General features: G+C 62.7%; 17 protein-coding genes and 1 pseudogene. 9 read left to right on the forward strand and 9 right to left on the reverse strand.

Annotation, left to right across the window (positions count from 1 at the left end):
- Window positions 1-8: 8 nt before the first annotated feature.
- Window positions 9-992 (reverse strand): glutaminase, encoded by a 984-nt coding sequence (locus NKI69_RS02655; RefSeq protein WP_352719969.1) that lies wholly within the window; start codon window positions 990-992, stop codon window positions 9-11.
- A gap of 4 nt (window positions 993-996) precedes the next feature.
- Window positions 997-2,145: a pyridoxal phosphate-dependent aminotransferase gene (locus NKI69_RS02660; protein WP_023812129.1), complete on the reverse strand. Its 1,149-nt coding sequence runs from the start codon at window positions 2,143-2,145 to the stop codon at window positions 997-999.
- A 145-nt stretch (window positions 2,146-2,290) separates the two neighbouring features.
- On the opposite strand from NKI69_RS02660, the pseudogene NKI69_RS02665 reads away from it, so the two are divergent.
- From NKI69_RS02665 to aat, 6 genes and pseudogenes are all read left to right on the forward strand, one after another.
- Window positions 2,291-3,366, forward strand: a pseudogene (locus NKI69_RS02665) (M48 family metallopeptidase).
- A gap of 61 nt (window positions 3,367-3,427) precedes the next feature.
- The gene (locus NKI69_RS02670; protein ID WP_023812131.1) at window positions 3,428-4,231 is read left to right on the forward strand and encodes a DsbA family protein; all 804 of its coding nucleotides are present in this window, start codon (window positions 3,428-3,430) and stop codon (window positions 4,229-4,231) included.
- 148 nt (window positions 4,232-4,379) lie between these two features.
- Complete coding sequence (gene aroQ / locus NKI69_RS02675) at window positions 4,380-4,814, forward strand: type II 3-dehydroquinate dehydratase (RefSeq protein ID WP_013531359.1); 435 nt, start codon at window positions 4,380-4,382, stop codon at window positions 4,812-4,814.
- A 26-nt stretch (window positions 4,815-4,840) separates the two neighbouring features.
- On the forward strand, window positions 4,841-5,299 hold the full coding sequence (accB, locus tag NKI69_RS02680; protein ID WP_023812132.1) for an acetyl-CoA carboxylase biotin carboxyl carrier protein: 459 nt from the start codon (window positions 4,841-4,843) through the stop codon (window positions 5,297-5,299).
- 10 nt (window positions 5,300-5,309) lie between these two features.
- Window positions 5,310-6,653, forward strand: coding sequence for an acetyl-CoA carboxylase biotin carboxylase subunit (accC, locus tag NKI69_RS02685; protein ID WP_023812133.1), 1,344 nt, complete (start codon window positions 5,310-5,312; stop codon window positions 6,651-6,653).
- A 12-nt stretch (window positions 6,654-6,665) separates the two neighbouring features.
- Complete coding sequence (aat, locus tag NKI69_RS02690) at window positions 6,666-7,283, forward strand: leucyl/phenylalanyl-tRNA--protein transferase (RefSeq protein WP_023812134.1); 618 nt, start codon at window positions 6,666-6,668, stop codon at window positions 7,281-7,283.
- A 28-nt stretch (window positions 7,284-7,311) separates the two neighbouring features.
- Here aat and NKI69_RS02695 read toward each other — a convergent pair whose 3' ends face one another.
- From NKI69_RS02695 to NKI69_RS02705, 3 genes are all read right to left on the reverse strand, one after another.
- Window positions 7,312-7,698 (reverse strand): hypothetical protein, encoded by a 387-nt coding sequence (locus tag NKI69_RS02695; protein ID WP_023812135.1) that lies wholly within the window; start codon window positions 7,696-7,698, stop codon window positions 7,312-7,314.
- Window positions 7,699-7,773: 75 nt separating this feature from the next.
- Window positions 7,774-8,367: a DUF2155 domain-containing protein gene (locus tag NKI69_RS02700; protein ID WP_023812136.1), complete on the reverse strand. Its 594-nt coding sequence runs from the start codon at window positions 8,365-8,367 to the stop codon at window positions 7,774-7,776.
- A 123-nt stretch (window positions 8,368-8,490) separates the two neighbouring features.
- Entirely contained in the window at window positions 8,491-8,889 is a 399-nt protein-coding gene (locus NKI69_RS02705) for an NADH:ubiquinone oxidoreductase subunit NDUFA12 (protein WP_013531353.1), read from the reverse strand.
- 229 nt (window positions 8,890-9,118) lie between these two features.
- On the opposite strand from NKI69_RS02705, the gene panB reads away from it, so the two are divergent.
- Window positions 9,119-9,961, forward strand: a complete 843-nt coding sequence (gene panB, locus NKI69_RS02710) for a 3-methyl-2-oxobutanoate hydroxymethyltransferase (RefSeq protein WP_352719973.1) — start codon at window positions 9,119-9,121, stop codon at window positions 9,959-9,961.
- Window positions 9,958-10,809 (forward strand): pantoate--beta-alanine ligase, encoded by an 852-nt coding sequence (gene panC / locus NKI69_RS02715; protein ID WP_352439929.1) that lies wholly within the window; start codon window positions 9,958-9,960, stop codon window positions 10,807-10,809. Before panB ends, panC begins: the two co-directional genes overlap by 4 nt.
- 78 nt (window positions 10,810-10,887) lie before the next feature.
- On the opposite strand, the gene NKI69_RS02720 is transcribed toward panC, so the two are convergent.
- The 3 genes from NKI69_RS02720 to gatB all read right to left on the reverse strand — a co-directional run bounded on the left by NKI69_RS02720 (window position 10,888) and on the right by gatB (window position 13,305).
- On the reverse strand, window positions 10,888-11,232 hold the full coding sequence (locus NKI69_RS02720) for a VanZ family protein (protein ID WP_023812139.1): 345 nt from the start codon (window positions 11,230-11,232) through the stop codon (window positions 10,888-10,890).
- Between the two features lie 80 nt (window positions 11,233-11,312).
- On the reverse strand, window positions 11,313-11,801 hold the full coding sequence (locus tag NKI69_RS02725; protein ID WP_023812140.1) for a GNAT family N-acetyltransferase: 489 nt from the start codon (window positions 11,799-11,801) through the stop codon (window positions 11,313-11,315).
- 4 nt (window positions 11,802-11,805) lie between these two features.
- Complete coding sequence (gene gatB, locus NKI69_RS02730) at window positions 11,806-13,305, reverse strand: Asp-tRNA(Asn)/Glu-tRNA(Gln) amidotransferase subunit GatB (RefSeq protein ID WP_128304038.1); 1,500 nt, start codon at window positions 13,303-13,305, stop codon at window positions 11,806-11,808.
- Between the two features lie 280 nt (window positions 13,306-13,585).
- On the opposite strand from gatB, the gene NKI69_RS02735 reads away from it, so the two are divergent.
- On the forward strand, window positions 13,586-13,843 hold the full coding sequence (locus tag NKI69_RS02735; protein WP_128304037.1) for a YjhX family toxin: 258 nt from the start codon (window positions 13,586-13,588) through the stop codon (window positions 13,841-13,843).
- Between the two features lie 48 nt (window positions 13,844-13,891).
- On the opposite strand, the gene NKI69_RS02740 is transcribed toward NKI69_RS02735, so the two are convergent.
- The gene (locus NKI69_RS02740) at window positions 13,892-14,323 is read right to left on the reverse strand and encodes a CBS domain-containing protein (RefSeq protein ID WP_023812142.1); all 432 of its coding nucleotides are present in this window, start codon (window positions 14,321-14,323) and stop codon (window positions 13,892-13,894) included.
- Between the last annotated feature and the right edge of the window lie 81 nt (window positions 14,324-14,404).

Here is a 14,404-nt window from a genome sequence, read left to right on the forward strand (position 1 = left end):
GACATGCATCACGGCGCGAAGATCGACCAGTTCATCATCCTGGCCAGCTTTTCCAGCGCGATCGACCCCAGCTTGGAGTTGCCGTTGGCATTGAGGCCCGGCGACCAGACGGCAAGCGACGCCACGCCCGGCACGATGCCCAATATGCCGCCGCCGACGCCGCTCTTGCCGGGAATGCCGACGCGGAAGGCGAAATCGCCGGAACCGTCATAGTGACCGCAGGTCAGCATCATCGCGCCGATGCGGCGCGCCCGTTCGGCCGACACCACGGAATGCCCGGTCGCCGGGTTCTTGCCGCCATTGGCGAGAAAACGGCCGGCGAGCGCCAATTGCCGGCAGCTCATGGCGATGGCGCAGTGGTGGAAGTAGACGCCCAGCGCCAGCTCCGGCGCGTGGTGGAGATTGCCGGAGGATTTCATGTAGTTGGCAAGCGCGAAGTTGCGATAGCCGGTGGCCCGTTCGGACGCCGCGACCTCGCGGTCGATGATAACAGTCTCGTCGTCGGCCAGGAACTGGATGAAGCGCAGGATCTCGCCGATCGCCTCGCGCGGCTGGTGGCCGGCAAGCAGGATGTCGGAAATGACGATGGCGCCGGCATTGATGAACGGATTGCGCGGAATGCCGTTCTCATGCTCGAGCTGCACGATCGAGTTGAACGGATTGCCTGACGGTTCGCGGCCGACCCGCTGCCACAGCGCGTCGCCGACATTGCCGAGCGCCAGTGTCAGGGTGAACACTTTCGAGATGCTCTGGATGGAAAAGGCCTGGTCGGCGTCCCCTGCCGTCAGCACGCGGCCGTCATTGGTGACCGCTGCGATGCCGAATTTCTTCGGATCGACCTTGCCCAACTGCGGAATGTAGGAAGCGACATCACCGCGATCGATGCGATCGGCCATTTCGGCGGCGACTTCGGCCAATGCCTGATCAAGTTTGGGGGCCTGATCAAGTTTGGAGGCCTGATCAAGTCTGAGGGGCTGTTCGAGTTCCGGCATGGTGCTACCTCAACCAGCGTTCGATGCGCGCCATTGCCTCGACCATGTCGTCGTGGCTGCCGGCATAGGAAAACCGCATCGTCCGGTGCCCAGCCTGAGTGTCGAAGTCGCGGCCGGGCGTTGCCGCCACATGCGCCTCAGCCAGCATCTTGCGTGCGAAGGCCATGCTGTCATTGGTATGCCTGGTGACGTCACAGAAGGCATAGAAGGCGCCGTCCATGGGCGCTGCCAGCGGAAAGCCGAGTTCCGGCAGGCGTTTCATCAAAAGCTCGCGATTCCAGGCGTAGCGGCCTTTTACCGCCTCCAGCTCCTCGGTCGCCCTGAACGCTTCGATCGCGGCGATCTGCGACAGTTCCGGCGGCGAGATGTAGAGGCTCTGGGCGACGCGCTCGACCGGCCGCACCAGCTCTTGCGGCAGCACCATCCAGCCGATGCGCCAGCCCGTCATGCAGTAATATTTGGAGAAGGAGTTGATCACCGTCACGTCGCCGCCATAGGCCAGCGCCGTGGTGTCGGGGGCGGCATAGGCCAGCCGGTGATAGATTTCGTCGGAGATGACGGCGATGCCGAGCTCTTGTGCCGTCCTCACCAGAACCGCCAGTTCATCGGCCGGTATGACCGCGCCGGTTGGATTGGCGGGGCTGGCGAAGAGAACGCCTTTCAGCGGCTTTTCACGATGCGCGGTCTCGAGATGGCCGGCATGCAGATAGGCGGCGTCGCCGAGCTCGATCTCGACCACCTCGATGCCGAGTGCGGCCATGATGTTGCGATAGGCGGGATAGCCGGGTGCCGCGATGGCGACCCGGTCACCCCCATCGAACATCGCCAGGAAGGCGAGGTTGAAGGCGGCCGACGATCCAGTGGTCACCGCGATCCGGCCGGGCTCGATATCAAGCCCGTAGTGATCGGCATAGTGTCCGGCGATCGCCTTGCGCAAACCTGCCAGTCCCAGCGCATCGGTGTAGCCGATGCGTCCATCCTGCAGCGCCTTGGCGGCTGCGGCGCGAACCAGAACCGGTGCGGGATCGGAGGGCTGGCCGACGGCCATCGAAACAACCGGCACGCCCTGGGACTTCAGCCGGTTTGCCTCTGCCAGAATGTCCATCGCATGGAAGGGCTCGACATTGCCACGGCGTGAGAGCGAAACGACCATTTAACCAGTATTCCCGATGACTGACGGCGCCACGCACTGGCGCATGTGCCGCACAAATGCCCGATTGATGTGAGGATCACAAGTTGAGGAAGTTTCCGGCGCCGACTTTTCATCTTTCGCCCGCTCGTCTACCAGTGGAGCCATCATGTTGAGCCGACCCAGATCGACGATTGCCCAGGCAGCGCGCGTCTTCGCGACGCTTTCGCTTGGCGTTGCCGTTGCAATGGCGAGCTCGGTCAGTGCCTTCGCCCAGAACGTGCCGGTGGTGCGCGACGCCGAGATCGAGGCGCTGGTGCGCGATTACGCGCGGCCGATCTTCAGGGCGGCCGGCCTGGCGAATGACGGCATCGACATCGTTCTGGTCAACGACCAGAGTTTCAACGCCTTCGTCACCGGGCGCCGGCTGTTCATCAACACCGGCGCGCTGATGACGGCTGAAACGCCCAACGAGATCATCGGCGTCATCGCGCACGAAGCCGGCCATATCGCCGGCGGCCACCAGCAGAAGCTGCGCGACCAACTCGAACGAGCCAAGACGATGGCCGTCATCGCGACATTGCTTGGCGCCGGCGCCATTGTCGCCGGTGCCACAACCAGCAGCCGCGGTCTCGCCGGCGCTGGCATGGGCGTGGCCGCTGGCGGCGGCGAGATGGCACAGCGCAGCATCCTCGCCTACCAGCGCACCGAGGAGATGACGGCCGACCGCTCGGCGATCACCTATCTCAATGCCACCGGCCAGTCCGGCATGGGCATGCTGAAGACATTCCGCCGCTTCCAGACCGCACTGTCGCTTTCGGGCGCCCAGGTCGATCCGTATCGGATCAGCCATCCGATGCCGCAGGACCGCATCGCCAATCTCGAAGTGCTGGTGAAACAGGACCCCAATGTCGACAGGCCGGACCCGCCCGCGCTGCAGCAGCGCCATGACATGATGCGGGTGAAGATCGCCGTCTACATGAAGCCGTCGTGCAGATCAACAATGGCCTCGGTCGCGACAAGGAAAATTCAGCCGGATATCGCTATCTGGCACAGGCCTATGGCGAGTTGGGCGACATATCCGGCGCTGAACTTGCCACCGCCGAAAGCCATTTTTATTCCGGCAGCTACAAGGATGCGAAGATTTTCGCCATGCGGGCGCAACAGCAGATGAAACGCGGCGAGCCGCGCTGGCTTCGCGCCCAGGATATCATAAACTACAGGCCGTCAACCAAGATCAAGTGAACCTTCCGGTCGCGCGCCACGACATAGCCAGACCGGAAAACAGGTAGAAGGAACAGGAACGATGAAAAAGGCACTGCTGCTGGGCACCACGGGGGTTGCGGTCGCCCTGGCCATGCTGGCTTTCGGATTCGTTGCCGGAAACCCGCAGATCGCCAAGGCCGGTACCGGGCAGCCGGTCGAGACGGCGGCGGCCAATACCAAGATCGACCGCACCGAGGTCGAAGGCATCATCCGCGACTATTTGTTGAAAAACCCGGAAGTCCTCCTGGAGGTCCAGGATGCGCTTGAGGCCAAGCAGAAGGAAGAGCAGCGCATCGCTCATCTCGGCGTGATCAAGGATGCCAAGGACCAGATCTTCAACTCCGCCTTCGACGGCGTCGTCGGCAATCCCAACGGCAAGGTCACCATCGTCGAGTTCTACGACTACAATTGCGGCTTCTGCAAACGCGCCATCGACGACATGCAGGCGCTGACCAAGACCGATCCGGACCTGCGTTTCGTGCTCAAGGAATTCCCCATCCTCGGACCGGATTCGCAGAAGGCGAGCGTGGTCTCGATGGCCTTCCACCTGATGCACCCGGAAAAGTACGGCGAGTTCCACAATGCGTTGCTCGGTGGCCAGGGGCGCGCCACCGAGGCGGCGGCCATGAAGGTCGCGCTATCGCTCGGTGCCGACGAAGCGGCGCTGCGCGAGAAGATGAAGGACCCGACGATCAACGAGGCCCTCGCCAAGACCTACGATCTTGCCAACAAGCTGGCGATCACCGGAACGCCGTCCTATGTCGTCGGCAACGAGGTGGTGTTCGGGGCGCTCGGGCAGGAAGTGCTGGCTGAAAAGATCGAGGCGGCGAAAGCCGCGCTCTGATCTTGCTCGCCAGCTATTTCTCACGGGCACATTTCCGCCTGTTGTGGACAGTGAAAGAACGCACTTGCGCTCTTTCCGCGGGCGGTTATGCCCATTATAGAGGGCCCAGCGCGCCGGCTTGATGACGGCGCCGGGAAAGGTCGGCTTTTTGAAAACGGTTTTCGTCCTGAACGGTCCCAATCTCAACGCGCTCGGCAAGCGCGAGCCGGGCATCTATGGCGGCAAGACGCTTGCCGCGATCGCCGACGACTGCAAGCAGGCAGGCACGGCGCTGGGGTTCGAGATCGATTTCCGCCAGTCGAACCATGAGGGCGACCTTGTCGACTGGATTCAGGAAGCCGGCGACAAGGCTGTCGGCATCGTCATCAATCCGGGCGCCTACAGCCACACCTCGATTGCCATCCACGACGCCATCCGCGCCGTCGCACCGTTGCCGGTGGCCGAAGTTCATCTTTCCAACATCCATGCGCGGGAACCATTCCGCCACGTCTCCATGGTCGCGCCGGTCGCCGTCGGCATGATCTGTGGCTTTGGGCCGCTCGGCTATACGCTGGCGCTACAGGCGCTGGCCGCACGCCTATGACCGGCCAACAAACAGAAGGCTCGAAAATGTCGATAAAGAAGACCGGTGTTGACCAGCAACTGATTCGCGATCTGGCGGGCATACTGAACGACACCAACCTCACCGAGATCGAGGTTGAACTGGGCGACCTGAAGGTGCGCGTCTCGCGGCAGGCGCCGGCTGTTCATGCAATCGCAGCGCCGCAGCAGGCCTATGCGCCGGCAGCAGCGCAAGCTGCCTCCGTAGCTCTGCCCGTTGTGGCAGATATTTCCAAGAACGCAGTCACCTCGCCGATGGTCGGCACGGCCTACCTGGCGCCGTCGCCGGACGCCAAGGCATTCATCGAAGTCGGCCAGAAGGTCAAGGAAGGCCAGACGCTGCTGATCATCGAAGCAATGAAGACGATGAACCAGATCCCCTCGCCACGCGCCGGCACGGTGACCGCGATCCTTTTCGAGGATTCGCAGCCGGTCGAATATGGCATGCCGCTCGTCGTGATCGAGTAGAGCGGGCCTGATGTTTCAGAAGATCCTCATCGCCAATCGCGGCGAAATCGCCCTCCGGGTGCTGCGCGCCTGCAAGGAACTCGGCATCCAGACGGTGGTGGTGCATTCGACCGCCGATGCCGACGCCATGCATGTGCGGCTCGCGGACGAGAGCGTCTGCATCGGTCCGCCGCCATCGCGCGACAGCTATCTCAACATCCATCAGATCGTTGCGGCCTGCGAAATCACCGGCGCCGACGCCGTGCATCCGGGCTACGGCTTCCTGTCGGAGAACGCCAAGTTCGCCGACATACTGGCCGCGCACAACATCACCTTCATCGGTCCGTCCGGCGACCATATCCGCATCATGGGCGACAAGATCGAGGCCAAGCGAACCGCCAAGCGCCTCGGCATTCCGGTTGTGCCCGGTTCGGACGGCGCCGTCACCGACCAGAAGGAAGCCAGGCGCATTGCCGCCGAGATCGGCTATCCCGTGATCATCAAGGCATCGGCCGGCGGTGGCGGGCGCGGTATGAAGGTCGCCCTCACCGAGGCTGACCTGGAGATCGCCCTGCAGACGGCGAGCACCGAAGCCGGTGCCGCCTTCGGCGACGATGCCGTTTATATTGAAAAATATCTGGAAAAGCCGCGCCATATCGAAGTCCAGGTGTTTGGTGACGGCTTTGGCCGCGGCGTGCATTTCGGCGAGCGCGACTGTTCCTTGCAGCGCCGCCACCAGAAGGTCTGGGAAGAGGCGCCCTCTCCCGCCCTCAATGCCGAAGAGCGCGCCCGCATCGGCGGCATCTGCGCCAAGGCGATCGCCGACCTCGGCTATTCCGGCGCCGGCACGATCGAGTTCCTCTACGAGAATGGCGAGTTCTACTTCATCGAGATGAACACGCGCCTGCAGGTCGAGCATCCGGTGACCGAAGCGATCACCGGCATCGATCTCGTGCACGAGCAGATCCGCGTCGCCTCCGGCGGCGGCCTCTCGGTGAAGCAGGAGGACATAAAGTTCAACGGCCACGCCATCGAATGCCGCATCAACGCCGAGGACCCGCGCACCTTCACCCCCTCGCCCGGCACGATCACCCATTTCCACACACCGGGCGGCCTGGGCATCCGCGTCGATTCCGGCGTCTATTCCGGCTACAAGATCCCGCCCTATTACGACAGCCTGATCGGCAAGCTGATCGTGCATGGGCGTAATCGCGTCGAGTGCATGATGCGCCTGCGCCGCGCCCTGGACGAGTTCGTCGTCGACGGTATCAAGACGACGCTGCCGCTGTTTCGCGATCTCGTCGGCAATGCCGACATCGCCAATGGCGATTATGACATCCACTGGCTGGAAAAATATCTGGCCAAGGAAGAGTAGCGCGGAGACGCGATGACCCGCCCCTACGCGCCCGGCTATCGCATCCCCACCGACCTGCTGCTCAAGGCCTACGCCTCGGGCGTCTTCCCAATGGCAGAAAGTGCCGGCGACCCGGAGGTGTTCTGGGTGCGGCCGGAGACTCGCGGCATCATCCCGCTCGATGGTTTTCACGCACCGAAGAGCCTGAGGAAAACGATCAAGAAGAACCCCTTCGACATCCGTTTCGATTTCGATTTCGAAGCCACGATCGACGGTTGCGCCGAGAAGCGGGTGGAACGGCGCTCGACCTGGATCAATGCGCCGATCCGCGAAGCCTATGTCGAGTTGCATCGGATAGGCCATTGTCATTCGGTCGAGGCGTGGCGCGAGGACCGGCTGGTCGGTGGCCTCTATGGCGTGTCGCTCGGCCGGGTGTTTTTTGGCGAGAGCATGTTCGCCAGGGAGACGGACGCTTCCAAGACCTGCCTTTTCTATCTCGTGGAGCGCTTGAAGGCACGCGGATTCGCGCTGCTCGATACGCAGTTCACCACCGAGCACCTCAAGCGCTTCGGCGCCGTCGACGTGCCGCGCGGCAAATATGAAAAGATGCTGGCCGACGCGCTGAAGGGCGAGGCCGTATTCTATCCCTGACGCCCAATTCTATCCCTGAAGATTGAGCCTACTTCCCAGTGGCGGCTTCCAATGGCGTCTGCGAATGGAACATCATCTTCCAGCCGTTGACGCGATGGACATAGCCGGTGCTGACCAGCGCGGCGTAAGGTTCGCCGTTCTCGCGTGTCGCATGTGCCTCGTAGGTCAGCATGATGATGTCGCTGCCCGGCTCGATAATACCCTTGAGGTCGATTTTCAGGTCGCGCCAGCGGTTGGGCTTGGTTGCGGTCTTGGCGAGATCCGCATTGTCCATCGCCTGTGCCATCTGCGGAAACGCCACCAAGCATTCGGTGTCGGCATTGGCCGCATAGTAGGCCGCGTCGCCCGTCCAGAATCCCTTTTCGAGTTCCAGCAACTCTGTCTTGCCGGCCGTGATCCGCTTGCTGTCTGACATCGGAAGATCCTCCCTGCGCATAAATGCGCGCTCATCCGTGCCCCAACGTATGGTGGCAAGGACGGTTCCGGAGGATCAGTTGGTGTCGGTCGTATCGGGGTCCGAAGCGTCCGGCTCCGTCACGCCAGGCTCTGTCACGTCCGGAGCGGTCGCGGCTTTCGGTTTGGCCGCGGCGGGCTTGGGCGCCTCGGCTTTGGTCGAGTCTGCCTTGGCGCCATCGGGCGCCGGCACATCCGACTTCTGCTTGCAAGCCTTCAGCCAGACGTCATAGACGGCATGCTCGACGGCATTGAGGCCGGGGCTTTCGGCAAACATCCAGCCGGTGAAGATGCGGCGGATCTTGCGGTCCAGCGTGATCTCGTCGACCTCGACGAAGGAATCTGTCTTCGGTTCTTCGGTCTGTGGCCGCGAATAGCAGACGCGCGGCGTCACCTGCAAAGCACCGAACTGCACCGTCTCGTCGATATAGACATCGAAGGTGATGATGCGGCCGGTGATCTTGTCGATACCGGCAAACTCGGCAACGGCGTTGGTAACCCGGTCCGATCCCGGGGCTGGCGCCGGCGCGGGGGCGGCGGGGGTCGGCGAAGCGGCAAACGCCGCGGTGCTGACGGCAAGACCGGCGGCTAGCGTCAGACCGCCCATCGATGTCAGGTTGAAAAAGCTCATGCAAGGATACCGGTGGTTCGCGCCCGGGTGATTCTGTCGATCGCCAAGGCTAGTCGCCGTTTTCTGATCAGCAAGCAGCTAAACACCAATTGTGGCGATAAAGCACCGGCCTGCACCCTACCATTACGACCCGGGCGTCCAGGCGTCGTAGTCGCCGGTAACCTGCGGACGATGCTGATTGGTCAGCACCGAGCCCTTCGGGCGATAGGCCGCCGGGCTGCCGGTCAGATTGGGCTGATGCGGCTTTTGCCAGTCGCGCGGCTTGTAGTCCTCGCTGGACGGCGCGACGTCGACGCGGTGGTGCATCCAGCCGTGCCAGCCGGGCGGTATCGCCGAAGCTTCCGAATAATTGCGGTAGATGACCCAGCGGCGCGTGCGGCCTTCCGAATCGATGCCGCCTTCGTAGTAGAAATTGCCGGTTTCGTCTTGGCCGACCTTCTTGCCGTACCGCCAGGTGTGCAGGCGCGTTCCAATCGTCTGGCTGTTCCACCAGGTGAAAAACTGCGTAAGGAAAGTCTTCATTTCAAAACCCTCGCGCCGGCAGCGCCCGTTTTCCTGCTTATGGCGTCAGGCCTTGCCGAAGGCAAGGCTTTTGCCACGGCGTGCGCGCAAATGGCTTGCCGGAAACCCGACACAAGCCTGTGATCCTGCCGGTCACTGCATGCACGCTTGCCAAGCCTTTACGGTATTTCTAAAGCTCTGCGCGCCCATGCCTGCATCCAGCCCGGCTTGAGGCCAAAGGAGGTGACGATTGGCCACGGAATTGCCGACCACCGACATTCGCATCAGCGCCGAGGCGATTCGCCACCGCAAGGGCGGCACGCCGATCGTTTGCCTGACCGCCTATACCTATCCCATCGCCCGTCTGCTCGATTACCATGTTGACCTGCTTCTGGTCGGCGACAGTGTCGCCATGGTCCTGCATGGCCACAAGACGACGCTGGGCGCCTCGCTGGAGATGATGATCGCACATGGGCAGGCCGTGATGCGCGGCTCGGCCAGGGCCTGCGTCGTCGTCGACCTGCCGGCCGGCAGCTATGAGGCAACGGCAGCGCAAGCCGTCGCCTCGGCGCGGCGGGTCGTCGACGAAACCGGCTGCCAGGCGGTGAAGCTCGAAGGCGGCCTCGACATGATCAGCCAGATCGAGGCCATCGCCGCCGCCGGCATTCCGGTCATGGGACATATCGGCCTGCAGCCGCAATCGGTGGAGAAGGATGGCGGCTACAAGATCAAAGGCCGCACCGAGGAGGCTGTTGCGGCATTGCTTCGCGATGCGCTTGCCGTCGAGAACGCCGGCGCTTTCTCGGTCGTCATCGAAGGCACGGTCGAGAGGGTCGCCGCCGAAATCACCCGCCGCATCGCCATTCCAACCATCGGCATCGGCGCCAGCGGCGACTGCGACGGCCAGATCCTGGTCATCGACGACATGGTCGGGCTGACCGTCGATCGCGTGCCGAAATTCGTCAAGGAATACGCGGATCTGCGCAGCGTGATCTCGCGTGCAGCTGAAAGCTACGCAGCCGAGGTGCGGGGCCGGACATTCCCCGGCCCCGGCCATGTCTTTTCGGCGACAAACAGCAGGGACGACGCATGAGCCAACCCGTCGTCGTCGACAGCGTGGCCGCACTTCGCGCGCAAATCCGGGACTGGCGGCGCGACGGCCTTCGTGTCGCCATGGTGCCGACCATGGGTGCTTTGCATGACGGACACATCTCGCTGGTCAGGATCGCGCTCCAAAAAGCCGAGCGCTGCGTCGTGTCGATCTTCGTCAATCCGACGCAGTTCGCGCCGAGCGAAGACCTCGACAAGTACCCGCGCCAACTCGCCCGCGACCTCGACCGGCTGGGCGCGGCAAAAGCCGACCTTGCCTTCACACCGACGGTTGGCGAGATGTATCCCGCCGGCTTCGCCACGAAAATCTCGGTCGGCGGCCCCTCCGCCGGGCTCGAATCGGACTTTCGGCCGACTTTTTTCGACGGCGTCGCCACCGTGGTGGCAAAGCTCCTCCTGCAGGCAACGCCCGACTGTGCGGTCTTCGGCGAGAAGGACTACCAGCAGCTTTGCGTGGTGAGGCAGCTCTGCCGCGACCTCGACCTGCCTGTCGAGATCATCGGCGCACCGACGATCCGCGACGCGCATGGTCTCGCCATGTCGTCACGCAACGCCTATCTCGATGAGGCCGAACTGAAGATCGCCCGCCAGCTCAACGTGATATTGCGCAATACGGCTGCGGCCCTGGCGGCAGGCGCCGGCCAGAGCGACGCAACCGAAGAGGCCAGCCGCGCCCTCATCGCCGCCGGCTTTCAGAAGGTCGACTATGTCGAGGCACGCCAAAGCCTGACGCTTGCGCCATGGCGTCGAAACCGCGAAGGGCGTCTTCTTGCGGCAGCATGGCTCGGCAAGACGAGGCTGATCGACAATGTGGAGGTTCCCGCTGCCTAGCGAGAAGGCTTCGGCCAGATAGACACGGGCCGCGACCAAGGTCGATGGTCCCGCACTCCCGGCGGATTGCCGCCGCGCCTAGCTCTCGCTCTTTTGTCCGCCGGCCCTGACGATCAGGTGTCCCGCCACGATCCCAACCACCCCGGCAAGGGCTTTCACCAATGCATCGATGAGGCGTGCATGGCGACCGGGATCAATGAGCTGAAGCAGTTCCAGCATGCCGGCGGTCACAGCCACAAAGATCACGACCTGATACAGTCGGTTGGGAAAGCCGATCGCCAGGGCGAAGCCCAGCAGGACATAAGCCAAGGCACGCTCGACATTCGCTTCAGCGAGGTGCGGCCGCATCTGGATCGGCGACAAGGTCGCGAAAATGATGATGGCGAGCAGCGCCAGCGCTGTAATGCGGGACAGTTTGGTCATGCCCTTGCATATCCGTCGTGAGCCGGCACAGCAAACGCCGCGATGACGCATGGCTTGATCGCTCTATTCATCCCGGTGGTCTATCCCAGCGGTTTCTCGAAACTCAGCGTCGTCGGCCTTGAGGTATCACGGGACTCTTCCGCGGCACTGACAGGCAAGAACCCTTTCGACCGATAGAAGGCGATGGCACCGCCATTGGCCTCCTCGACCTCGACGCGCAACGTTCGCGCTTCCGGGAAACTGGCTTCGACCTCGTCGAGCAGTGCTTGCCCGATCCCCCGCCGCTGACAGTCCGGATGGACGTAGAGCTGGTTCAACAGGATGATTTTCGCATCGGCGGTGGCGGCGGCGAAAGCCATGCCGCCGATCCGCTTGCCGTCATCGGCCACCAGGAATTCCGAGTTGGGCCGCGTCAGCCGCGAGCGGAGCGAAGCGATCGAGTGCCATTCGTCGGTGATCTCGGCGACTTTGGCAGCGCCATAAATGGCGTCATAGGTCGCATGCCACGTTTCCACCAGCAGCGTCCGCACAGCGGCAAGGTCGCGTTCACCTGCGGTGCGGACGAACACGGCGCTACTCGATGCCCAGCTTGGCCTTGACGAGGTCGTTGACGGCTTGCGGGTTGGCCTTGCCGCCGGTCGCCTTCATTACCTGGCCGACGAACCAGCCGGCCATGCTCGGCTTGGCGCGCGCCTGTTCGACCTTGTCAGGGTTGGCGGCGATAACGTCGTCGACGGCCTTCTCGATGGCGCCGGTGTCGGTGACCTGCTTCATGCCACGGCTCTCGACCAGTTGGCGCGGGTCGCCGCCCTCATTCCAGACGATCTCGAACAGGTCCTTGGCGATCTTGCCGGAGATGGTGCCATCCCTGATCAGATCGATGACCGCACCGAGCTGCTCGGGCGAAACCGGAGCGTTTTCAATGTCTTTTCCGGCCTTGTTCAATTGCCCGAGCAGATCGTTGATGACCCAATTGGCGGCAAGCTTGCCGTCGCGGCCGGCGGCCACCTTTTCGAAATAGTCGGCGATCGGCTTTTCCGAAACCAGGATCGAGGCGTCATAGACGGACAGGCCGAGCGACGCGATCAGCCGCGCCTTCTTGTCGTCCGGCAGTTCCGGCAATTCCTTGGCCAGCGCATCGACATAGGCCTGGTCGAATTCCAGCGGCAAAAGGTCGGGATCGGGGAAGTAGCGGTAATCATGCGCCTCTTCCTTGGAGCGCATCGAGCGCGTCTCGCCCTTGACGGCGTCGAACAGCCGCGTCTCCTGATCGATCTTGCCGCCATCCTCGAGGATGGCGATCTGCCTGCGCGCCTCGTAGTCGATGGCCTGGCCGATGAAGCGGATCGAGTTGACGTTCTTGATCTCGCACCGCGTGCCGAACTCGCCGCCCGGCTTGCGCACCGAAACGTTGACGTCGGCGCGCATCGAACCTTCGTCCATGTTGCCGTCGCAGGTGCCGAGATAGCGTACAATGGTGCGCAACTTGGTGACATAAGCCTTGGCTTCGTCGGCCGAGCGCATGTCCGGCTTGGAGACGATCTCCATCAGCGCCACGCCGGAGCGGTTGAGATCGACATAGGACATGGTCGCATGCTGGTCGTGCATCGACTTGCCGGCATCCTGCTCCAGATGCAGCCGCTCGATGCCGACCTCGATGTCCTCGAATTCGCCCTGGCGGTCCGGGCCCACCGAAACGATGACCGTGCCCTCGCCGACGATCGGCTGCTTGAACTGTGAAATCTGGTAGCCCTGCGGCAGGTCGGGATAAAAGTAGTTCTTCCGATCGAAGACCGACTTGTGGTTGATCTGCGCCTTCAGCCCCAGGCCGGTACGGATCGCCTGCTTGACGCATTCCTCGTTAATGACCGGCAGCATGCCCGGCATCGCCGCATCGACCAGGCTGACATTGGCGTTAGGCGGCGCGCCGAAGGCCGTCGAGGCGCCCGAAAACAGCTTTGCTTCCGAAGTGACCTGCGCATGGACCTCGAGGCCGATGATGATCTCCCAGTCGCCGGTTGCGCCGGGGATCAGGCGTTTTGCGTCAGGAGTACGGGTGTCGATAAGGGACATGGCGGCCTGCGAACTGGAATGATGGGAAGCTGCATTAATGCACATTCTGATTTGCAACTTCGCTAGTGCAAACCGCCAAAAGAGACAAGCGCAAAGCCACGGACTGGCCTTTTCAGCCGCGTTCGCCTATAGGACGCTCATTCCAATGGAGAGTGGATGTCCACTTACGCTCAGTCCCGGTAAGGCCCTGACCTCCTGGCGAGGCAGGGCAGAAAACCGAAACCCCGTGCCGCGAAGCTTCGCGGCGGCGGCATTTTTTGTTTTCCCGGAAAACTCTCACATGGACATTTCGCGCATAGAACAGCGCATCCTGCACCTGCTCGCGCAGGGTGGACGCATTGAAATCGAAAAGAACGAGAAAAAGCGGATCGCCTCCGTCAAATGCCTGACCCGCGACGGCTGGCATTATCCGGGCGTCGATCTCGATATGTTTCGAAAACTGAAGCGTAAGAAGGCGGTTTCTTCGTCGGGAGGCGGCCCTTACCGCATCACCCGGCGCGGGCTCGCGCTCGTCCGCTCCGAACTCGACAACAGGTAAACCACGGCTCCGCCGGTCGGTTCTCCGGCCGGCGGTTCGCCTCGCCGCTCAGGCGGTGGCGATATAGGCCCTGATCTCGTCGGCCTCGCGCTCGACATCCTCGATGCGGCGCTTGACCACATCGCCGATGGACACGATGCCATCGAGCATGCCGTCCTTCTCCACCGGCAGATGGCGGAAGCGGCCTCGGGTCATGATCTCCATCACCTCGTTGACGGTGTGATTCTCGTTGCAGATCTTCACCTTCGGCGTCATTGCCGAGCGCACGGCGATATCCAGCGCGGCTCCACCTTCGCGGGCGACAACCCGGACGATGTCGCGCTCTGACAGGATGCCGACGATCTTGCGATCGCCATTGGTGATGACCAGCGCACCGATCTTGTGCTCTGCCAGGATGCGGATGGCTTCGCTAAGCTTTTCGTTCGGCCCGAGCGTCAACACGTCATGGCCTTTTCTCTCGAGAATTGCCTTCACCGTCATGGCGTCCTCCTCTGCTTTGCCTGCCGGTTCCTGCCCTGACCGGCCTTCACGTAAGAGTGAACATCGTGCGCCGTGATCGGT

The organism is Mesorhizobium sp. M0491, from assembly GCF_040321265.1.
GTDB lineage: Bacteria > Pseudomonadota > Alphaproteobacteria > Rhizobiales > Rhizobiaceae > Mesorhizobium.